The organism is Parafannyhessea sp. LCP19S3_B1, assembly GCF_052121955.1.
In the GTDB taxonomy this organism is placed as follows: Bacteria; Actinomycetota; Coriobacteriia; order Coriobacteriales; family Atopobiaceae; genus Parafannyhessea.
This window is the reverse complement of the sequence record NZ_JBQKDH010000007.1, coordinates 77,643-98,166: the sequence shown is the minus strand read 5'-3', so window position 1 is coordinate 98,166 and position 20,524 is coordinate 77,643. Positions and strand designations below refer to the sequence as shown.

Below are 20,524 nucleotides of genomic sequence, written 5' to 3'. Positions count from 1 at the left end.
GAGAGGCCCTCCTATCCCTGCAGGTACGCGTACTTGTCGCGCACCGTCACGATGATCTTGCGAACGTCTTCCGGAAGCCCGCACGCCACGTCCTCCACGTCGTAGGTGGCGACGGTGCCGCCAAGGCGCACCAGCGCGCCGTCCTCCGTGGGCAGCCAGCCCTCGTTTGTGGAGTCGTCGAAGTCCTCGCGACTCCAGAACAGCGTGAGCTTGTCCTTGTACGGGCGGCCCTGGGAGTACGGGCAGAACACGGCGCAGTTGCCGCACTCGTTGCACATGCCGTCCACGTGGACGATCTGCGCCTGGCGCATGCCGGGCACGCGCACGGCCACGTTCGCGCGGTTCGGGCAGACCTCGACGCAGGTCTCGCACACGGCGGCGCAGCTCAGGCAGCGCGTCTTGTCCGTGCTGGCGCAGTCCGCGCACAGGTTTCCGCGCTGCGAGAAGACCTTGGCCACCTCGGCCGCGATGTTCGTGGCCTCCTGCGCGTCGAAGCTGGCGTTCGCGATGGCGCGGGCGACGACCTGCGCATCGGCGATGGCCTTCACCACGGTCGCGGGGCCACGGCGGCAGTCGCCCACCGCGAACACGTGGGGGACGCTCGTCTGCAGCGTGGCGTCGACCACGGGCAGGCCCCTCTCGTCCAGCTCGCAGCCGGAGGCCGCGTACACGCCGCCATCCACGCGCTCGCCCACCGCCGCGATGACGGCGGTCGCGGGGACCTCGCGGGTCTGGCCCGTTGCGACGGGGCGACGGCGGCCGGATGCGTCAGGCTCGCCCAGCTCCATGACGTCGCAGGTCAGGACGCCGTCTTCCAGCGTGTCCGGCGCAAGGAGCTCCAGGAGCTCCACGCCGTCCTCGAGCGCCATCGCGAGCTCCTCCTCGTCGGCAGGCATGTAGCGGACGGTGCGGCGGTACGCAAGGCGCACGTTCCTCACGCCCGGCACGCGCTTCGCGGCGCGCGCGACGTCCATGGCGGTGTTGCCGCCGCCCACCACGACGACGTCCGTGCCCAGGTCAAGGGACGCGGGGTCGCGCTTGAACGCCTCGAGGAACTCGAGCGCGTCCAGCGCCTTGCCGCTCTTGAGGGCGGGGCGTCCCGGCGCCCACGCGCCGACGGCGACGACGACGTCCGTGTAGCCCTGCGCCAGCAGCTCGCCCGCGCTCGCGACCTCGCGGCCGAGCTCGAACGTGGCGCCGTACGCCTTGCAGAGCGCGACGTCGTGGTCGATGGCGTCGTCCGAGATGCGGAAGCCGGGGATCACGTGGCGCACGATGCCGCCGAGGCTCTTCGTGCGCTCGAAGACGGTGACGTCCACGCCGGCGCGGCTCAGGAAGGACGCGGCGGAGAGGCCGGCCGGGCCGCCGCCGATGATCGCGACCTTGCGACCCGCGACGCTGCCGCGCGCCGAGAGGGTGGGGAGCACATCGTCAAAGGCCTTCTCGGCAGCCTCGAGCTTGAGGTCGCGGATGTGCACGTGCTCCTCGTAGTAGTTGCGCATGCAGGAGTTTCCGCAGGTGTGCGGGCAGATGGTGCCCGTGGTGAACGGAAGGGCGTTGCGCTCGAGGATGATGTTCAGCGCGTCGGCGTAGCGGCCCTCGCCCACGGCCTGCACGTAGCCGGGGATGTCCTGGCGGATGGGGCAGTCCTCGCGGCACGGCGCGACGAAGCAGTCCGTGAGCGGCAGCTCGCCCAGGACGTGGCGGTCGGGCTCCGGCTTGATGGGCTTGCGGCAGTCGCCCCCGGCGAGCGCCGCATCCACGAGGGCGGACACCTTTGCCGCGTCGACGCCCGCGAACGGCTTGCCGGCGTCTGCCTGGTGCGAGAGCACCTCCGCGACCTGCACGAAGCGCGCGTATCCGCCGGGCTTCAGCTCGTTGGTGGCCATGGTGACGGGCCAGATGCCCGCGTCCACGAGGCCGAAGACGTTGTTTGCGGTGGCGCCGCCGGAGTACGAGATGCGGATGTTGCCGTCGAACTGCCTGGCGATGCGGCTCGCGAGCGTGAGCGACAGCGGGTACAGTGCGCGGCCGGACATGTACATCTCCTCGCTGGGGAGCTCGCCGCGGGTGACGTCCACCGGGAAGGTGTTCGTGAGCTTGACGCCGAACTCGACGCCGCGCTCGGCGGCAAGCACCTGCAGGCGCTCCATCATGGGGACGGCGTCCTCCCACTGCAGGTCCTCGTCGAAGTGGTGCGAGTCGAACGCGATGTAGCCGAAGCCGAGGGAGTCGAGCGTCTTGCGCGCGTACTCGTAGCCCAGGAGCGTCGGGTTGCACTTGATGTAGGTGTTCAGGCCCTTCTCGCAGATGAGGTGGGTCGCGATGCGCTCGATCTCTGCGGGCGGGCAGCCGTGGAGCGTGGACTCGGTGATGGAGTCGCTGATGTGCGGCGTGATGGAGTCCACGAACGCGGCGTCCACGTGGCGGAAGCGGTCGACGTTCGCGTGCGCCCAGGCGATGGCCTCCCTGAACTCCGGCGTTGCGGACGCGTCCTTCATGCCGTCGATGAACGAGTCGACCTTGGGGGTCTTGATGCCCTCGAGGTCGTAGCCGACGGACATGTTGAACACGAAGCCGTCGGGGTCGCCAAAGACAAACTCGCGCGCGAGCAGCTTGCACGCGACCCATGCCTTCACGTACTCGCCAAACGCCTGCGGCACGGTGAGCTCCGTGGACCACTCGCAGTTGTAGCCCTCGTCGGACGCGAGGATACACGGCTTGTTCACGCAGGCGGAAAGCTCGGCGCCGTCCATCTTCTGGACGGTCTTCAGCTCGAAGAAGCGCGCGCCCGTCACGTAGCTCGCGACGATGTTCTGGGCGAGCTGGGTGTTGGGACCGGCCGCCGGGCCAAACGGGGTCTCGATCTTCTCGCCAAAGATGGGACGGGCCGCCGCCGGCTCCGTGCGGGCAAGGCGGCGCTGGCCGAAGATGGTCTGCTGGGACTCGTACTCGTCCAGGATCCACGTCATGAGGTGGTCGAAGGACATGGGGCGCATGATGTCGCTCATAGTGCTGTTTCCTCTCCGAAGGTGCCCGCGTCGGGCACGCGCGTATGGTCCCCGCACTTAGCGTCCGCGGGACGACGAAGAGCGCCGGACGGCGGGACGCATGCCCCCGCCGCCCGGGATTTTGTGGTGGTGGCGCCTAGTACGCGCGGCCGTTGAGCTCCCCCCAGAGCTCCTTGGCCTGCTGCATCACGAACGCGTCGATCTTCTCCTTGTCGCAGTCCACGAACTCGCGGTCGCGGTAGACGACGCGGCCGTTCACGATGGTGGTGCGGCAGTCGTGGCCCTCGACGCCAAACAGGATGTGGCCGTCGACGTTGTCCGCCCCAAGCGGCGTGGGCGCCGGGTAGTCGAAGATCGCCACGTCCGCGGCGGCGCCGGGCTCGAGCACGCCGAGCGGCTTGCCCTGCGGCTTGGCCGAGAAGTACATGTTCGCGACCTCTGCGTTGTTCTTGAACAGCATGGTCATGGCCTCGCCCCAGGCGACGTTGGGCAGCGCGGAGTTCAGGCGCTGCAGCGGCACGAACGCCTTGAGGGACTGGAGCATGTCGTGCGTGTAGGCGTCCGTTCCCATGGCGACGGTGATGCCGTGCTTGAAGAACTCGAGCACGGGCGCGGTGCCGACGGCGTTGTTGGCGTTGGACTGCGGATTGTTCACGACCTTGGTGTGCGTGCCGGCGATGATGTCCATGTCGGCCGGGGACACGTGGATGCAGTGGCCGAGCATGGTCTTCGGGCCGAGGATGCCGTGGTCGAGCAGGCGGTGCACCGAGCTCGTGCCGTGCCTCTGGGCGGAGTCGTACACGTCGTCCATGCCCTCGCACACGTGCACGTGGAAGCCGGTCAGGCCGTCGTTCGCCTGCGCCATGGCGTCGAGCGCCTCGTCGGGCAGCGTGAAGAGCGCGTGCCCGCCGAACATGGCGGCGATCATGTCGGAGTCCTGCGCGGCGGCCCAGCGGGCGAAGTCGGCGTTCTCCTGGATGGACTCCTGCAGCTTCTGCTTGCCGTCGCGGTCCGAGACCTCGTAGCACAGGCACGCGCGCATGCCCATCTCCTGCGCGACGTCCTTGATGGCGAAGAGCGAGCCCGGGATCTGGCGGAAGCTCGCGTGGTGGTCGAAGATGGTGGTGACGCCGTTGCGGAACGACTCCATCATGGTGACGTACGCGCAGGCGCGCGTGCCGTCGAGCGTGAGGTGACGGTCGATGTTCCACCACTGCTGCTCGAGGTTCTCCAGGAAGTTGGTGGGGTTGCAGCCCTTGATGGCAAGGCCGCGCGCCAGGCCGGAGTAGATGTGCGTGTGGCAGTTGATGAGGCCCGGCATGACGAGCCCGCCGTGGGCGTCGAGGCTGGTGGCGTTGGGGTATGCGCGGCGAAGCTCTTCTCGCCCGCCGACCGCGACGATCTTGGTGCCGTCGATCGCGACCGCGCCGTCGGCGATGTAGGGGTTCTCGTTGCTGCGCGTGACGACGCGCCCGTTCTCGACAAGTAGCATGGCTGCTCCCTGGAACGTGTCGAAGATCAGCTACGACGTCGTATGAGTACGGACGCGGCCTCTATTACCGCGCCGGCCGGGCGTTGCCAACGCGGGCCCCGGCCGCCCCGCCGCGTGTTCCGCGGCTCCGTAACGATTCTAACAAATCGTTAGTTGGTTACCAAACAAATCGTTAGTCTCCATAGTGTCACAGCGCACGTGCGGCGCGGTCGGCAGTCGGCGTACGGTCGATTTGCCGCGCGAGCGGCATGCGCACGCCGTGCCGGCAGCCGTTCTTCCAAACAAAATGCTATGATAGCATTAATTTTTGTTAGCAACGAAGGCCGCCGCCCTTCTCGCCCAGCGAGGCGCGTTGCGGACGGCGAGAAGAGCGTGAGACATTTATATGCAACAGACCATGCATCAGCAGCAGATTGACTTTCTGAAGCGCCTGGCGCGCGGCGTGGCCGCGCAGTTTGGCGACAACTGCGAGGTAGTTGTGCACGACCTGAGGTCGAGCGACCCGGACAGCACCATCGTGGCGATAGAGAACGGCCACATAACCGGCCGCAAGGTGGGCGACGGCCCCTCGAACGTGGTGCTGAAGGCGCTGCGCACGGACCCGAGCAAGCTTCACGACAAGCTTGCGTACCTGACGAAGACCGAGGACGGCAAGGTCCTGAAGTCGAGCACGATCTTCTTTCGCGACGAGGACGGCGAGCCGTCCGCGATCTTCGCGATCAACTACGACACGACGCTTTTCATGGCGATGCAGGAGGTTCTGAAGGGGTTCACGGCGCTGACGGACGCGCCCGACCCGAACCCCGAGACCATTCCGCACAACGTGACGGACCTCCTGGACGAGCTCATCGAGCAGAGCGTGCGCATCGTGGGCAAGCCCGTGGCGCTGATGAGCAAGGAGGACAAGGTGAAGGCCATAGGGTTCCTGAACGACTCCGGCGCGTTCCTGGTTACGAAGAGCGGGCAGAAGGTCTGCAACTACTTTGGGATATCGAAGTACACGCTGTACAGCTACATGGACGAGGCGAAGCGCGCCGCGGGCCAGGAGTAGCGCACGGATCGAGCCTTGCGGAGAGGGCCTCGCGCGTGGTGCGCGGGGCCCTCTTGCATGGGTGCGGGCGGACGTGCGGGCGCGGGGCTGCGGGCGCAGGTGCGGCCGCGAGGTGTAAAGGCGGTGCGGCCACGCTCTCGCGCGACCGCACCGCCTGCGTTTGGACTGCGCCTGGACTGCGCCTGGCTTGCGTTTGGCTTGCGACGGCGACTAGGCGTTGCCGTTCTTCTCGCCATCCTGAGCGGCGGGCGCGGAGCCGGTGGCGACGTGGATGTCCGCGTCGGCGACGTGCTCGACCGCGGGGACGCCGGTCGCGGCGCTCTGGTACAGCGCGCTCACGCCCTCATTTGCTATCTCGGACGCGCCCTCGACGGCCTCGACGACGTCCTGGTCGGGACCGCCCTTGGGCAGCACGAGGTTGAGAATGATGGCCGTGATGGCCGCGATCACGATGGCGGACCCGCCGAAGACCTGGTTGACCCAGCCGGGCATGCCGGGGCCGGTGAGGGCGCCGCTCGTGAGGGACACGCCCATGCCGAGCGCGACGGAGAGGCCGGCGATGGACGCGCGGCGCGGCGTGAGGCCGTCCTTCGTGAGCATGCGGATGCCGGTCATGCTGATGGTGCCGAACACGTTGATGGTGGCACCGCCGATGACGGCCTGCGGGATGCCGGAGAGCACCGCGGCGAGCTTGGGCATGAGGCCGGCGGCGACGAGGATGATGGCGGCGGTGGAGAACACGCGGCGGTTGATGACGCGGGTCTGGGTGACGATGCCGACGTTCTGGCCGAAGGACGACGTGGGCATGGCGCCGAAGAACGCGCCGACCATGGTCATGATGCCCTGGGACACCAGGCCGCCCGTGAGCTCCTGCACGTTGGGCTCGCGGTCCATGCCGCCGACGGTGGCGCCGGTGAAGTTGCCGATGGTCTCGAGCGAGGCGACGATGAACACGATGGTGATGCTGGCGATGGACGCGGGGACGAACTTGATGGCGAACGGCATGAAGTGCGGGAGCTCGAACCAGTTGGACGCGACGACGGCGTCGTAGCTGACCATGCCGAGCGCGAGGGCGAGCACGTAGCCCACGAGCATGCCGAACAGCAGCGAGCCGAGCTTGAACACGCCCTTGCCGAAGTTGGAGAAGTACACGCACGCCACGAGCGTCACGAGCGCGACGAGCCAGTTCTGCGCGCTGCCGAACGTGGACGAGCCGGAGCCGCCGGCCATGTAGCCCACGGCGACGGTGTAGAGCGAGATGCCGATGCACAGGACGACGGTGCCGGTGACGACGCTGGGGAACAGCGACTTGATCTTGCGGAAGAACAGCGCGAACACGACCGCGACGGCGCCGCCGATGATCTCTGCCCCGAGGATGGCGCCGATGCCGAACTGGACCCCGACGGCGGAGAGCGTGGGTACGTACGCGAACGACGTGCCCATGATCACGGGCAGGCCCGAGCCGAAGCGGCCGCCGAACAGCGGATGCGCCTGCACGAGCGTGACCAGGCCGCTCATCACGAGCGACACCTGGATGAGCAGGGTCTTCTGGTCTGCCGGCAGGTGGCATAGGTTTGCCACGATGATCGCGGGCGTGATGATGCCCACGACCGCCGCAACCACGTGCTGCAACGCCATGGGGATGAGTTCCTGCGCCGAGAGCTTGCCGTCTTGGCTAAACAGTGCGGATGAACCTTGGGCCTCTGCCATGTTCTTCTCCTCTGTTCTGGGTCGGGCTTTGCCAAACTTCTTTTTTGTTTGGCTTCCACCTTTTTTGTTTGCTTATGAGAGTAGAGTAGGGACGGCGAATATGCAACAGGCTGAGAAATTCGGTCATCGGCAGATTTTGGGGGCGAGCGGCAATGGAATGCGACGCGAGCGAAGAGGATGAGGTAACGCAGCTGGCCGCGGAGCTGGTGCGGATAGACAGCTCTGACCCGGGCGCGTACGAGGGCGAGCTGGAGCGCTTTGTGCGGGCGTGGCTTGCACCCCGGGTGGACGCGGCGCGCGCCGCCGACGGCACGCCGCTCGCGACGCTTGAGGAGCTGGAGGCGCTTCCCGGCCGCACGTGCCTGCGCGCGACGATTCCGGCGGCGGGCGGCGGCGCGGGGATGGCGGCGGGGGACGACTCCCCCGCCGGGCCCGGCCCGGCCGACCTGACGCTGTGCTGCCACATGGACACCGTGCAGCTGGGCGACGGATGGTCTGACGAGACGCCGCCGCTTGGCGGCGTCGTGCGCGACGGGGAGCTCTGGGGACGCGGCTCCTGCGACATGAAAGGCGGGCTCGCCTGCGCGATGCTCGCCTTCGGCGACGCGATCGACCTGGTGCGGAGGCGCGGATGCGCGCCCGAGCGCAGCGTTTCTCTGCTATGCACCGTCGACGAGGAGGACGTGATGCGCGGCTGCGAGGCCGCCATCCGCGCGGGCTGGCTGGACGGTCGCGGGTGGGTGCTGGACACGGAGCCCACGGACTCGCTCGCGCGCGGCGCGCACAAGGGGCGAACGTGGTTTGAGCTGGACATGGCCGGCGTGACGGCGCACGCGAGCACCCCTTGGAGGGGCGCGGACGCGGTGGCTGCGCTGAGCGAGGCCATCTGCCATGTTCGCCGCGCGTTCCAGACGCTTGCGCCGCACGCGTCGCTTGGCAGGCCGACGGTCACGTTTGGGCAGGTAGAGGGCGGCTACAGCCCGTACGTGGTCCCGGACTTTGCGCGCGTGTGGATCGACATGCGGCTTGTGCCGCCCTACGACACGGCCTGGGCGCGAGGCCTTGTGGAGCAGGCGATCGCGCGCGCGGAGGAGGCCGTGCCCGGCGTGCGCGGCAGCTATCGCGTGACGGGCGACCGGCCCGCCATCGAGCCGAACCCGGACTCCGCGCTGCTGGCCGCCCTGCGCGACGCCGCGCACGGCGAGGGGTACGACGTGGGGACCGGCACGTTCACGGGATACACGGACACCGCGGTCGTGGCGGGGATCTGCCACAACCGCGAGTGCCTTTCGTACGGGCCGGGCAGCCTGGAGGTTGCGCACAAGCCGAACGAGCACGTGCCCGTGGCCGACCTCGAGCGGGTGCGCGCCGTGCTTTCACGCCTGGCTCGCGGCGTGGTTGGGTAGCACGGGCCGGGCGCGCCGGGGCGGGCTGGGGGTGCTGGGCGGGCGCTAACGTAGAACTATATTTTTTAGTTCTACGTTAGCGGCACGTTTGCCCAGTTGGCACATGTGCGCGAGATTTTAGTTATACGTTAGCGCCCGCGCGTGGGGCCAGGGCCGGCCTTACACGGGCGCCTGGGGCACATGAAACTGCCCGAACGTCAAACACTCAATCTTTTGTTGGCGTTCGGGCCGCGTTTCCGCAGGTCGCGGGAATGTGTCGAAAATATGTTCTACGTTCGCGGGCCCGCAAACGGGCCTGTCGCGGCCGGGCGCCTTACGCGACCCCCTCGAACTGCGACTGGTACAGCTGGGCGTAGAACCCGCCCTTGGCCAGCAGCTCTTCGTGCGTGCCCTTCTCGACCACGTCGCCGTCGCGCAGCACCAAGATGGCGTCCGCGTGCTTGATGGTCGACAGCCGGTGGGCGATCACGAAGCTGGTGCGGCCGGCCATGAGCTTGTCCATGGCGCGCTGGATGCGCCACTCCGTGCGCGTGTCGACGTTGGACGTGGCCTCGTCCAGGATGAGGATCGGGCGGTCGGCGAGCACGGCGCGCGCGATGGTCAGCAGCTGGCGCTGGCCCTGGCTCACGTTCGTGGCGCCTTCGTCCAGCTGGAAGTCGTATCCGCCGGGCAGCGTCTTGATGAAGTGCTCGCAGTGCGCGTAGCGCGCGGCGGCCTCCACCTCGTCGTCCGTTGCATCGAGCCGGCCAAAGCGGATGTTCTCGCGGATCGTGCCCTTGAACAGCCACGCGTCCTGCAGGACCATGGCGAAGTTCTGGCGCAGGTCCTCGCGCGCAACGTCGCGCACGTCGTGGACGTCCACGCGCAGCGTGCCGGCGTCCACGTCGTAGAAGCGCAGCAGGAGCTTCATGAGCGTGGTCTTCCCCGCGCCCGTGGGGCCGACGATCGCCACAGTGCGGCCGGGGCGCACGTCCGCCGTGAAGTCGTGGATGATCGTCTTGCCCGGGAGGTAGCCAAACGAGACATGGTCGAAGTCGACGGCGCCCCGCGCGCGGCCGATGGCCTCGGCGGGCTCGCCCGTCGCGGGGTCGACGCGCGCGGTCGCCTCCTCCTCCGGCGCGTCCAGGAACTCGAACACGCGCTCCGCGCACGCCGCCATCTGCTGCAGCACGTTGGACACGGTCGCAAGCTGCGTGATGGGCTGGGTAAAGCTCTTGACATATTGGATGAACGCCTGGATGTCGCCCGGCATGATCGCGCCGGTCACGGCAAGGCCCGCACCCACCACCACGACGCCGACGTAGCCCATGTTGCCCACGAGGTTCATGAGCGGCTGCATGAGGCCGGAAAGGAACTGGCTCTTCCACGCGCTCTCGTACAGCTGGTCGTTCTCGCGCTCGAAGCGCTCGACGGCGCGGTCGCCGCGGTTGAACGCCTGGATGACCACCTGGCCGCTAAAGTCCTCCTCGACGCGGCCGTTCACGGCGCCAAGCTGCTGTTGCTGCAGGCGGAAGTAGCGCTGCGACCTCTTGATCAGCACGCCCAGGACGAGCGCGGACACCGGCAGCGTCACGAACGTCACGCCCGCGAGCGGAAGCGAGATCGACACCATCATGACAGCGACGCCCACGATCTGCGTGACGGAGGTCACCAGCTGGATGAGGCCCTGGTTAAGCGACTGGCTCAGCGTGTCCACGTCGTTGGTCATGCGCGAGAGCACGTCGCCCTTCGACATGGCTCCGCCGTCGAAGTACGAGAGCGGCACGCGCGAGATCTTTTGCGCGATCTGCCCGCGCATGCGGTACACGACCTTCTGCGTCACACCCGTCATAATCCAGCTCTGCACACCCGACGCCGCGGCGCTCGCCAGATATATGCATAGCAGGCCAATAAGTATGCGGCCGATCTTGCCAAAGTCGATGCCGCCCGTCCCGGCCGCGGCCGCCTGCGCCCCGCGGATGACCTCCGTCGTTGCGCCGCCAAGGACCTTCGGTCCCACGACCGAGAAGAGCACGCTCGCCATCGCAAGCGCCACCGCAGCGATGAGCCCCACGCGATAGGCGCCCATGTAGTGCAGGAGCTTTCTCATGGTGCCGCCAAAGTCCTTGGGCTTCTCGCCCGGCGCCATGCGGCCTCCCGGACCGTGCCCGCGCGGGCCCGCGGGACGGCCCACCTGCCTCGCACCCTGCTCGCGCAGCGTCCCTTCCGCCATGGCTACTCACCCTCCTTCAGGCCAAGCTCGCTTGCGCTGAGCTGGCTCTTCGCGATCTCAAGGTACTCGGGGCAGCTGCGCAGCAGCTCCTCGTGCGTGCCCTGCCCCACGACGCGGCCCTCGTCCAGCACGACGATCTGATCCGCGCCCATGACGGTCGCGACGCGCTGCGCCACCACCAGCACGGCGGTGTCCGCGCACTCGCGCGCCAGTGCCTGGCGCAGCCGCGCGTCCGTTGCGTAGTCCAGCGCAGAGAACGAGTCGTCAAGCACAAGCACCTCCGGGTGCATCGCGAGCGCGCGGGCGATGGCCAGGCGCTGGCGCTGCCCGCCGGACACGTTCGTGCCGCCCTGCGCGATCGACGCGTCCAGCCCGCCGTCCTTCTGCGAGACGAGCTCGGACGCCTGGGCAACCTCCACCGCGCGGAGCAGGTCCTTCTCGCCCGCGGCGCCCTTCTGGCCCGCGGCCCCGGGCGCGTCCGTGCCCACGGCGTCCGTGCCGAACGCGACGTTGCTGCGGATGCTGCCCGAGAACAGGAAGCCCTGCTGCGGCACGTAGCCCACGCGGGAGCGCAGGTCGGCCAGAGACATCCGGCGCGTGTCGACGCCGTCAAGCGTGACGGTGCCGGACGTGGGGTCGTACAGGCGCGGCGCAAGCTGCACCAGCGTGGACTTGCCGGAGCCCGTGGAGCCCACGATCGCAGTTATCTTGCCGGGCGCGGTCGAGAAGCTCACGTCGCTCACGACGTCGCCCTCCGCGTCCGGGTAGCGAAAGCCCACGTGGTCGAAGACCAGGCGCCCGCGCGGCGCGTCCGCGGCCGGCGCCACGGGATGCTCGGGGTCACGCACGGCGGGCTCGACGGCGAGCACCTCCTGCACGCGACCGACGGAGACCTCCGCGCGCGGCAGGATCACGGCGACCATCGACACGACGAGGAAGCTCATCACGATCATCATGGCGTAGCTGATGAACGCCATCATGTCGCCCGCGCGCATCGCGCCGGCGGCCACCCCGTGCGAGCCAAACCACACGATGGCGACGGTTGCCATATTCATGACCAGCATCATGATCGGCATCATGAGCGTCATCGCGCGGTTCACGAACAGCTGCGCGTCGCGAAGCTCGCCGGACGCGTCGTCGAAGCGCCCGAGCTCATGGTCCTGGCGCCCGAACGCGCGAATGGTCATGAGGCCGTCCAGCATCTCGCGCGTCACCAGGTTCACGCGGTCCACCAGCGACTGCATCGCCTTGAAGCGCGGCATCGTGAGCGAGAAGAGCACGCTCACCACGCCAAGCACCGCCAACAGCGCGGCGCCCACGATCCAGGCGAGCCCGCCGCCCATCGTCATGACCTGCACCACGGCGACCACGCCCATGACCGGCGCAAACATGACCATGCGCAGCATGATCACGATCATGTTCTGGATCTGCTGCACGTCGTTGGTGCAGCGCGTGATAAGCGACGACTGCGAGAACCGGTTGACCTCCGCGGGCGAGAAGGACATCACCTTTGCAAACACCTCGCGGCGAAGGTCGCGCGCCACCGCCGCCGCGACGCGCGACGCGATGAGGCCCGAGAGCGTTGCCGCCGCGAGCGACCCCACGCAGAAGCCAAACATCGCGAGCGCCATGTGCCCCAGGTAGGCGACGTTGCCGGCCTGCGAGCCCACGACGCCCACGTTCACGATGTCGGACATGTAGCGCGGCAGCGAGAGCTCGCACAGCGCCTGCACCAGCAGCAGCGCGAACACGGCCACGACCTCGCCCACGTGGTCGCGAAGCAGCCTAGCGAGCCTCATGGGCGCCACCTTCCCCCGCGCCGTCGCCGCAGCCAGCGCCGTCGCCGTAGCCAGTGCCGCGGTCGTCGGAAGCCTCGCGCAAGACGTCTGCGAGCCTCCCGAGGATGCGCACGAGCTCGCGCGAGTCCTTCTCGCCCAACTGGCGTAGCAGCCCGGCGGCAAAGCGCGTCACGCCGTCGAAGTACGAGCGAAGCTCCGCCTCGCCCGAGGCCGTTATCGTCACGTTCGTGCGCCGGCGGTCCGCCTTGCTCGGCGTGCGCGTAATCAGGCCGTCCGCCTCCAGCTGGTTCAGCGTCTGCGCCATGCGCGCCGACGTCACGTGGCACGCGCGCGCAAGCTCGCCCGCCGTCAGCGCGCCGTCCGAATGGTGTAGCACGTGCAGCACGCCCACGCGGCCGCGTCCGTCCCAGCGGCGCATCGCGCCCTTGCCGTACATCCGCAACCTGCGGGTCTGCGTCATCAGGTCACGCGCGAGCGCGGACCACTCCCCGCCCTGCGCCTCGCGCGAGACGGCGTCGCACTTCGCGGCCGGCTCCGCGGCGCGCGCGTTCTCCCGTTCCTCCAAGGACCCCTCCTTTGCTAATGCCCTTAGCTAACGAAGAAGAGCATACCCTCATCGCCGTTGCATTTATCTAATAGGATTAGCTTTTTGCCGGATTCACGCCGCGCACACATCGAGCGGCCGCGCGGGCCACCCGCCACGGCCGCCCGCAACGCCGCGAACGTAGAACATTCAAGCTAGAGTTGACGTTTGGGCCGTGTTTGCCCAGTTGGCTAAAATGTGTAGGAAATATGTTCTACGTTCGCGACGGCGGCTTGGCGTCGCACGACGACAGGAGGCACGCATCACGCGCGGCACACGACGACGAGGCCAGGCGCGAGTTCGTTACGCTCAAGTACGGCCGGACCCGCTGCTACCTGCTTCGAGGCGGCTCCGGCAACGTGATGGTCGACACAGACCTCGCCGGCACAATGCCCGCGCTCATGGCGGCGCTTCACGAGCACGGCCTCTCCGTCGCCGACGTGAGCCATCTGATGGTGACGCACTTCCACCCCGACCACATGGGCCTTGCCCGCGCGCTGCAGAACGCAGGCGTGCGGCTTGTGGTCTGGGGCCCGCAGGCGTCGCACGCGCACGATGCGGACGGCGTGTATCGTAAGTGGGGACGCCGCTACTTCCATCCCGTGGACGACGGCGCCGCGCAGGTCTTGCCCTTGGCGCGGAGCCGGGACTTCCTGGCTGGCTGCGGCATAGCCGGAAGAGTACTTGCAACTCCGGGTCACAGCCCAGACTCGGTCTCCGTCGTGCTGGACTCCGGCGACGCGTTCGTGCGCGACCTCTGCCCCAGCGAGCAGGCGGCACTCTTCCCCGACTCTACATACAGGCTCAGCTGGGAGACCCTGCTGGAGCACGGCGCGCGGCGCGTCCGCTTCGCCCACTGGCCAGACGAGGAGCACCCCCATACCGACATATAGCCTGATAGACGGGGAGGACCACGCACGCTTTGCCAAAGGCGAGCAAGGCGAACGGAGCCAAGGCACGCCCGGCGTCATTGGATATTGTCTCGAGTTCATCCGCCTCGTGACCACGTCCGCACGGCAGGGGCGCCCCACGGACCCACCCCGCCCGCCGCGCCTAGCGCTGGTCGCGCAGCGCCACGGTCGTGAACGAGAATCGCTTTGGGTGGTGGCGCGAGCACGTGTACTCGAACATGATGCCGTCGTCGTTGAACGTGTGGTTCACCACCACGGCCACAAAGTCGTATCCGCGCAGGTCAAGCAGCCTGCGGTCCATAGCGTTGGCCTTCTCTGCCAAATACGTGCGCTTGCTCGTGGTCACGCGCATGCCAAGCGTGCCCTCGATGTACGCGTAGATCGAGTCCGCCGCGATCTTGGGCGTGATGTCAGGCACCAGCTCGGTCAGGTACCAGTTGCGGTCCAGAATCTGGGCGTGTCCGTCGATCATGCGCACGCGGTCCACGTGCGTGACGGTCGAGCCCTCCGGAAACCCGCTCTCGCGCGCGAACGACGGCGTCACGACCTCCTGCTCGATGCCGACCACCTTCGTGACCACGTCGATACCGTTTCGCCGCGCCGCCTCCTTGAACGTCTCGATTCCGCCCATCGAGAAGTCCTCGCGCTCGGTCGGCAGATAGATGACGCGCACGCCCTTGCCGTTGATGGGCTGGACGTACCCCTCCTGCGCCAGCAGCCTCACCGCGCGCCGCGCCGTGTTGTGCGAGCACTTGTAGCGTTCGCACAGCTCCGCCTCGGAGGGGATGAAGTCCTGGTACGAATACTCCCCGCTCTCGATCTGAGCGAGAAGATCCTCGTATATCTGCCCGTATACCGCCCTCATGCGCAGGTGCCCCCATCCGCGTTAGCCATCGTTTCGATGGTACCCATGCCGCGATGCCGGTCCGTCGTGCCCCAAAAAAACCAAAGCTCGCCGGAGCCGTCGCACCCACCGCGCCAGTGCTGCGCGCGCCTCGCCACTCGCCGACGCTTACCCGCCGCTCGCTGCGCAGGCGCCGTTTTCACACCTATTTAAATAGGCTCGTCGTATCCTCGTTCCAAGCACCTATTCAAATAGGTTGGGGAGAAGGGCGAAAGCCCCGTCAGACGGAGGGAACATGGGAAAGTATCGGGAGGACGCGCAAGAGCTACTCAGGCTCGTAGGCGGCAAGGACAACATCGTCGCGGTGACGCACTGCATCACGAGGATGCGCTTCGCGCTGGCCGACCCCGGCAAGGCGGACGTACCCGCCATCGAGGCGCTCGCGTCCGTGAAGGGCAGCTTCACGCAGGCAGGCCAGTTCCAGGTCATCATCGGTAACGACGTCGCGGACTTCTACGACGACTTCGTCGCCGTCTCCGGCGTGAGCGAGGCGTCCAAGGCGGACGTGAAGAAGGCCGCCGTCGGCAACCAGAACCCGCTGCAGAAGGCCATGGGCGCCATCGCCGAGGTCTTCGCCCCTCTCATCCCCGCCATCATCACCGGCGGCCTCATCCTGGGCTTCCGCAACGTCCTGGGCGACATGCCCTACTTCGGGCCCGACGGCACGCAGACGCTCGCGTCGCTCTCCGTGTTCTGGACCGGCGTGTACAACTTCCTGTGGCTCATCGGCGAGGCCGTCTTCCACCTGGGCATCCCCGTGGGCATCTGCTACTCCATCACCAAGAAGATGGGCGGCACCCCCATGCTCGGCATCGTGCTCGGCCTCACGCTCGTCTCGGGCCAGCTCATGAACGCGTACGCCGTCCCCAGCGCCACCGCGAAGGACTGGGCCACCCACACGTGGAACTTCGGCTTTGCCCAGGTCCACATGATCGGCTACCAGGCGCAGGTCATCCCGGCCATCCTCGCAGCCATCTGCTTCAACTACTATGAGCGCTTCTTCAAGAAGATCACCCCGTCCATCGTGCAGATGATCGTCGTCCCGTTCTGCTCGCTGCTCCTGGGCGTCATGACCGCACACTTCATCGTCGGCCCCATCGGCTGGACGCTCGGCACCGCGGTCGGCAACGTCGTGATGGCCGGCATCTCCGGGCCGTTCCGCGTGCTGTTTGGCGCCATCTTCGGCGGCCTGTACGCGCCACTCGTCATCACCGGCCTGCACCACATGACCAACGCCATCGACCTGCAGCTCATCGCGGACACCGGCACCACCATGCTCTGGCCCATGATCACGCTGTCCAACATCGCACAGGGCTCCGCCGTCCTCGCCATGATCGTGCTGCAGCGCAATGACGACAAGGCGCAGCAGGTCAACATCCCCTCCTGCCTCTCGTGCTACCTGGGCGTCACCGAGCCCGCCATGTTCGGCGTCAACCTGAAGTACGTCTTCCCGTTCGTGTGCGCCATGATCGGCTCCTCCGTCGCCGGCGTCATCTGCACCGCCACCTCCACCGCGGCCAACGCCATCGGCGTCGGCGGCCTGCCCGGCATCCTCTCCATCAACTCCAAGTACTTCCTGTCGTTCGCGCTGTGCATGCTCGTGGCCGTCGTCATCCCGTTCGTGCTCACCTTCATCGTCGGCAAGTCCAAGGGCATCGACCGCGGCGTCGGCGTCGAGGACGTCACGCTCGACGGCTCAAACGTCGTCGCCGCGACCGCCGGCACGCCCGGGTCTTCCGTCGGCGCCGCCGTGGCCGCCGTCACCAGCGCCGAAGCCATGGGCGAGCTCACGGAGGACGGTACGCTCTGCGCAGCGGTCTCCGGCACCGTCATCCCGCTGTCCCAGGTGGACGACGCCGTCTTCGCGTCCGGCACCATGGGCGAGGGCGTCGCCATCGAGCCGTCCGCCGGCGAGGTCGTGGCCCCGTGCGACGCTTCCGTCACCGTCATGATGGAGGAGACGGGCCACGCGGTCGGGCTGACGCTCGCCTCCGGTCTCGAGCTGCTCATCCACATCGGGCTCGACACCGTCGAGATGAACGGCGACGGCTTCCAGACGCACGTGCGCAAGGGCTCCATCGTGCACCGCGGCGACCCGCTCGTGACATTCGACCGCAAGAAGGTCGCGGCCGCCGGCCACAAGGACACCGTGCTCATGGTCGTGACGGACAAGGGCTCCGCCGAGAAGGTCGACCTCACCACCTCTGGCACGGCCGTGGCGGGCGTCACCCCCGTCATCCGCTACTAGCGGCAGCAGCCCCCGGTCGCCGGCCGAAGGCGCCGGCGACCGGGGCGCCCGCAAGACGAGCGCGGCGCCCGCTGCCGTACGATGGCAGACGAGCGCAAGCGAAGGCGCAGGAGGGGCCGAGGGAAACCCCGGCCCCTCCCCGTACAGAAAGAGAGATGCCAACATGCAGGACCGCGCAGCGCAGCTTGGGGACAAGGTCGTCTACCAGATCTACGTCCGCAGCTTCAACGACTCCAACGGGGACGGCATCGGCGACCTCAGGGGCATAACGCAGCGACTGGACTACCTGAAGCGTCTAGGAGTGGACTACCTCTGGATCACCCCGTTCTTCTCGTCCCCGCAAAACGACAACGGGTACGACGTGGCGGACTACCGCTCCGTGGAGCCCATGTTCGGCACGATGGAGGACTTCGACGAGCTTTCGCGCGAGGCGAAGGCGCGCGGGATCGGGCTCATGCTGGACATGGTGTTCAACCACACGTCCACGAGCCACGAGTGGTTCAGGCGCGCGCTGTCCGGCGACCCCAGGTACCTGGCGTACTACAAGTTTGTGGACGCGGCGCCCAACGCGACGGCCGCCAACCCCGGCGAGCCGCCCACGAACTGGGCGTCGAAGTTTGGCGGGAGCGCGTGGGAGTACGTGCCCTCGCTCCACAAGTGGTACCTGCACCTGTTTGACGTGAGCCAGGCGGACCTGAACTGGGACAACCCCGAGGTGCGCGCGGAGCTGGCCGACGTGGTGCGCTTTTGGAAGGCGAAGGGCGTGAGCGGGTTCCGCTTTGACGTGGTGAACCTGATATCCAAGCCGGAGCGTCTGGAGGACGACCTCGAGGGCGACGGCCGGCGCTTCTATACCGACGGGCCGCACGTGCACGAGTACCTGCAGGAGCTGGTGCGCGAGGGCGGGATCGAGGACATGGTGACCGTGGGCGAGATGAGCTCCACCTCGATCGAGAACTGCATACGCTACACGGCGCCTCGCTACCACGAGCTGACGCAGGCGTTTTCGTTCCATCACCTGAAGGTGGACTACGCCGGCGGCGACAAGTGGGCCCTGGCGGAGCCGGACATCCCCCGGCTGAGGGGGCTGCTGCGCGACTGGCAGGAGAGAATGACGGCAGGCGGGGGCTGGAACGCGCTGTTTTGGTCCAACCACGACCAGCCGCGCCCGAACTCGCGCTTTGGCGACTGCTCCACCCGGGAGCTGTGGCGGCGCTCCAGCGAGCTGCTTCCCGTGTGCACCCACCTGCTGCGCGGCACGCCGTACGTGTACCAGGGCGAGGAGCTGGGGATGACGAACCCGGACTTCACGAGCATCGACCAGTACCGCGATGTGGAGTCGCTCAACTACTACAAGATCCTGCAGGACGAGGGCGCCACGCCTGAGGAGGCGTTCCGCATCGTGCGCGAGCGCTCGCGCGACGACTCGCGCACGCCCGTGCAGTGGGACGGCGGCGCGAACGCCGGCTTCACCAGCGGCACGCCGTGGATTGGCATCCCCGCGAACCACGCGTACGTGAACGCGGCGGACGAGATGGCAGACCCGGACTCCGTGTGGAGCTTCTACCGGCGCATCATCGCGCTGCGAAAGGAGTGCCCCGTCATCCAGGCGGGCGACGTGCGCTTCCTGGACGCGGCGTCCGAGAAGGTCATCGCGTACGAGCGGACGCTTGGGGACGCCGCACGCGGGCCGCGGCGGCTGGTCGTGGCGTGCAACTTTGGCGGCACGGACGCGGCGGCGCTTCCGGCCGGCGAGGTCGAGGGCGGCTCGGTGCTGATAGAGAACTGCGATGAGCACCGCATCCAGGACGGGACGCTCGAGCTGGGGCCGTGGTGCGCCGTGGCGTTCGCCTGGTAGCGGCTGGCGGCCGACCGCACCCGGCCGCCCGTGCCCGCAGACGGCCGCAAGCACAAGGATTGTTCTTCTCGCCCGCGGAGCCCCCTCCCTCCGCGGGCGAGTCATGTGTGCGCCCCGCATGGGACCGGCGCGCCACGCGGTTGGCCCACGGGTCGGCGCAGTTACAAACTTGTAAGCGTTTTTCAGGCAACGCCCTCATGGCGCGCGCATACCAATACGATACTTTGTCACACGTCCCGCCGCGTACGCGCGGCCCAACCAAAGAAGGAGGCTGTCAGATATGACCAGGTGCGTAACCCGCCGCGATGCCATCGCGCTGTTTGGGGGCCTGACCGCCTTTACCCTTGCCGGATGCAACAGCGCTAGCGGAGGGGACAAGGTCTACAAGATCGGCGTCCTGCAGCTTACGGAGCACGACGCCCTCGACGCCGCGAACAGGGGCTTCGTGAAGGCCCTCAAGAAGTCCGGCCTCAAGTACAAGATCGACCAGCAGAACGCCCAGAACGACCAGTCCGCCTGCCAGACCATCGCGACGAAGCTCGTGAACGACGGCGACGACCTGATCCTGGCCATCGCGACGCCGGCCGCGCAGGCCGTCGCGGGCGCGACGTCCGACATCCCCATCGTCGGCACGGCCATCACGGACTTTGCCGCGTCCGGCCTGGTGAAGAGCAACAAGAAGCCCGGCAACAACGTCACGGGCACCTCCGACCTCACGCCGGTGGACGAGCAATTCGACCTCCTGGTGAAGCTGCTGCCCAACGCGAAGACGGTCGGCGTGCTGTACTGCACCGCCGAGTCCAACTCCGACGTGCAGGTCAAGATGGCCCAGAAGGCCGCCAAGAAGCGCGGGCTGAAGGCCGTGCGCTACTCCGTGTCGAGCTCGAACGAGATCCAGCAGGTGGTGGAGTCCATGGTCGGCAAGGTCGACGCCTGCTATGCCCCGACGGACAACACCATCGCCGCGGGCATGTCCACCGTCTCGATGGTCGCGAACGAGAACAAGCTCCCCGTCATCTGTGGCGAGAAGGGCATGGTCGACAACGGCGGCCTCGCCACGTACGGCATCGATTACGAGGCCCTGGGCTACAAGGCCGGCAAGATGGCCGTCAAGATCCTGAAGGGCATGTCCAAGCCCGCCGACATGCCGATCGAGCACCTCAGCGTCAAGGAGTGCACGCTCGCCACGAACGAGAAGACCGCGGCCGCCGTGGGCGTGGACCTCTCCGTTCTCAAGTCCTAGCCGCCGCCCCAGCCCCGCCGGCCGGAGCCCGCGCAACATGCAACGCCGCCGCTGGGCGGAAAACGGGCGCACCCGCCGACCTCGGTCGCGGGCGCG

13 protein-coding genes are annotated in these 20,524 nt (G+C 67.7%); 6 read left to right on the top strand and 7 right to left on the bottom strand.

Translation table 11 applies throughout. The annotated features are described in order from the left end of the window. Positions 1-11: 11 nt before the first annotated feature. Both ygfK and ssnA read right to left on the bottom strand, forming a co-directional pair. The gene (gene ygfK, locus ACTQWE_RS05065) at positions 12-3,011 is read right to left on the bottom strand and encodes a putative selenate reductase subunit YgfK (RefSeq protein WP_441856563.1); all 3,000 of its coding nucleotides are present in this window, start codon (positions 3,009-3,011) and stop codon (positions 12-14) included. A 136-nt stretch (positions 3,012-3,147) separates the two neighbouring features. Beyond that, positions 3,148-4,503 (bottom strand): putative aminohydrolase SsnA, encoded by a 1,356-nt coding sequence (ssnA, locus tag ACTQWE_RS05060; RefSeq protein ID WP_441856565.1) that lies wholly within the window; start codon positions 4,501-4,503, stop codon positions 3,148-3,150. A 385-nt stretch (positions 4,504-4,888) separates the two neighbouring features. Here ssnA and ACTQWE_RS05055 point away from each other — a divergent pair, with 385 nt between their 5' ends. Then, entirely contained in the window at positions 4,889-5,554 is a 666-nt protein-coding gene (locus ACTQWE_RS05055; RefSeq protein ID WP_235927218.1) for a helix-turn-helix transcriptional regulator, read from the top strand. Positions 5,555-5,764: 210 nt separating this feature from the next. Here the strand turns inward: ACTQWE_RS05055 and ACTQWE_RS05050 are convergent, their stop codons facing one another. Further along, a complete protein-coding gene (locus ACTQWE_RS05050) occupies positions 5,765-7,264 on the bottom strand; it encodes a uracil-xanthine permease family protein (protein ID WP_441856567.1) in 1,500 nt (499 codons plus the stop codon). A gap of 152 nt (positions 7,265-7,416) precedes the next feature. On the opposite strand from ACTQWE_RS05050, the gene ACTQWE_RS05045 reads away from it, so the two are divergent. Beyond that, positions 7,417-8,670, top strand: a complete 1,254-nt coding sequence (locus tag ACTQWE_RS05045) for a M20 family metallopeptidase (RefSeq protein WP_441856569.1) — start codon at positions 7,417-7,419, stop codon at positions 8,668-8,670. 313 nt (positions 8,671-8,983) lie between these two features. Here ACTQWE_RS05045 and ACTQWE_RS05040 read toward each other — a convergent pair whose 3' ends face one another. The 3 genes from ACTQWE_RS05040 to ACTQWE_RS05030 are packed head-to-tail and all read right to left on the bottom strand — an operon-like array spanning position 8,984 to position 13,246. Next, positions 8,984-10,882 carry an ABC transporter ATP-binding protein gene (locus ACTQWE_RS05040; protein WP_441856571.1) on the bottom strand — a complete coding sequence of 633 codons (1,899 nt, stop codon included), beginning with the start codon at positions 10,880-10,882 and terminating at the stop codon, positions 8,984-8,986. 2 nt (positions 10,883-10,884) lie between these two features. Beyond that, entirely contained in the window at positions 10,885-12,681 is a 1,797-nt protein-coding gene (locus tag ACTQWE_RS05035; protein ID WP_441856573.1) for an ABC transporter ATP-binding protein, read from the bottom strand. Continuing rightward, positions 12,668-13,246, bottom strand: a complete 579-nt coding sequence (locus tag ACTQWE_RS05030; protein WP_441856575.1) for a MarR family winged helix-turn-helix transcriptional regulator — start codon at positions 13,244-13,246, stop codon at positions 12,668-12,670. Before ACTQWE_RS05030 ends, ACTQWE_RS05035 begins: the two co-directional genes overlap by 14 nt. A 227-nt stretch (positions 13,247-13,473) precedes the next feature. On the opposite strand from ACTQWE_RS05030, the gene ACTQWE_RS05025 reads away from it, so the two are divergent. Beyond that, complete coding sequence (locus ACTQWE_RS05025) at positions 13,474-14,157, top strand: MBL fold metallo-hydrolase (RefSeq protein WP_441856577.1); 684 nt, start codon at positions 13,474-13,476, stop codon at positions 14,155-14,157. 160 nt (positions 14,158-14,317) lie between these two features. Here the strand turns inward: ACTQWE_RS05025 and treR are convergent, their stop codons facing one another. Beyond that, entirely contained in the window at positions 14,318-15,040 is a 723-nt protein-coding gene (gene treR, locus ACTQWE_RS05020) for a trehalose operon repressor (RefSeq protein WP_441856579.1), read from the bottom strand. Positions 15,041-15,314: 274 nt separating this feature from the next. Between treR and treP the strand changes: the two genes are divergently transcribed. The 3 genes from treP (at position 15,315) to ACTQWE_RS05005 (ending at position 20,428) form a co-directional block, all read left to right on the top strand. Beyond that, the gene (treP, locus tag ACTQWE_RS05015) at positions 15,315-17,327 is read left to right on the top strand and encodes a PTS system trehalose-specific EIIBC component (protein WP_441856581.1); all 2,013 of its coding nucleotides are present in this window, start codon (positions 15,315-15,317) and stop codon (positions 17,325-17,327) included. Between the two features lie 163 nt (positions 17,328-17,490). Further along, positions 17,491-19,185 carry an alpha,alpha-phosphotrehalase gene (locus ACTQWE_RS05010; protein ID WP_441856583.1) on the top strand — a complete coding sequence of 565 codons (1,695 nt, stop codon included), beginning with the start codon at positions 17,491-17,493 and terminating at the stop codon, positions 19,183-19,185. Between the two features lie 280 nt (positions 19,186-19,465). Beyond that, the gene (locus tag ACTQWE_RS05005) at positions 19,466-20,428 is read left to right on the top strand and encodes an ABC transporter substrate binding protein (protein ID WP_441856585.1); all 963 of its coding nucleotides are present in this window, start codon (positions 19,466-19,468) and stop codon (positions 20,426-20,428) included. Positions 20,429-20,524: the final 96 nt, after the last annotated feature.

Bases quoted from the DNA above. Each gene is read 5' to 3' on its own strand.
- treR (WP_441856579.1), bottom strand. From the start codon at position 15,040: ATGAGGGCGGTATACGGGCAGATATACGAGGATCTTCTCGCTCAGATC.
- ygfK (WP_441856563.1), bottom strand. From the start codon at position 3,011: ATGAGCGACATCATGCGCCCCATGTCCTTCGACCACCTCATGACGTGG.
- ACTQWE_RS05050 (WP_441856567.1), bottom strand. From the start codon at position 7,264: ATGGCAGAGGCCCAAGGTTCATCCGCACTGTTTAGCCAAGACGGCAAG.
- ACTQWE_RS05040 (WP_441856571.1), bottom strand. From the start codon at position 10,882: ATGGCGGAAGGGACGCTGCGCGAGCAGGGTGCGAGGCAGGTGGGCCGT.
- treP (WP_441856581.1), top strand. From the start codon at position 15,315: ATGGGAAAGTATCGGGAGGACGCGCAAGAGCTACTCAGGCTCGTAGGC.
- ACTQWE_RS05010 (WP_441856583.1), top strand. From the start codon at position 17,491: ATGCAGGACCGCGCAGCGCAGCTTGGGGACAAGGTCGTCTACCAGATC.
- ACTQWE_RS05045 (WP_441856569.1), top strand. From the start codon at position 7,417: ATGGAATGCGACGCGAGCGAAGAGGATGAGGTAACGCAGCTGGCCGCG.
- ACTQWE_RS05025 (WP_441856577.1), top strand. From the start codon at position 13,474: ATGTTCTACGTTCGCGACGGCGGCTTGGCGTCGCACGACGACAGGAGG.
- ACTQWE_RS05055 (WP_235927218.1), top strand. From the start codon at position 4,889: ATGCAACAGACCATGCATCAGCAGCAGATTGACTTTCTGAAGCGCCTG.
- ACTQWE_RS05005 (WP_441856585.1), top strand. From the start codon at position 19,466: ATGACCAGGTGCGTAACCCGCCGCGATGCCATCGCGCTGTTTGGGGGC.
- ACTQWE_RS05035 (WP_441856573.1), bottom strand. From the start codon at position 12,681: ATGAGGCTCGCTAGGCTGCTTCGCGACCACGTGGGCGAGGTCGTGGCC.
- ssnA (WP_441856565.1), bottom strand. From the start codon at position 4,503: ATGCTACTTGTCGAGAACGGGCGCGTCGTCACGCGCAGCAACGAGAAC.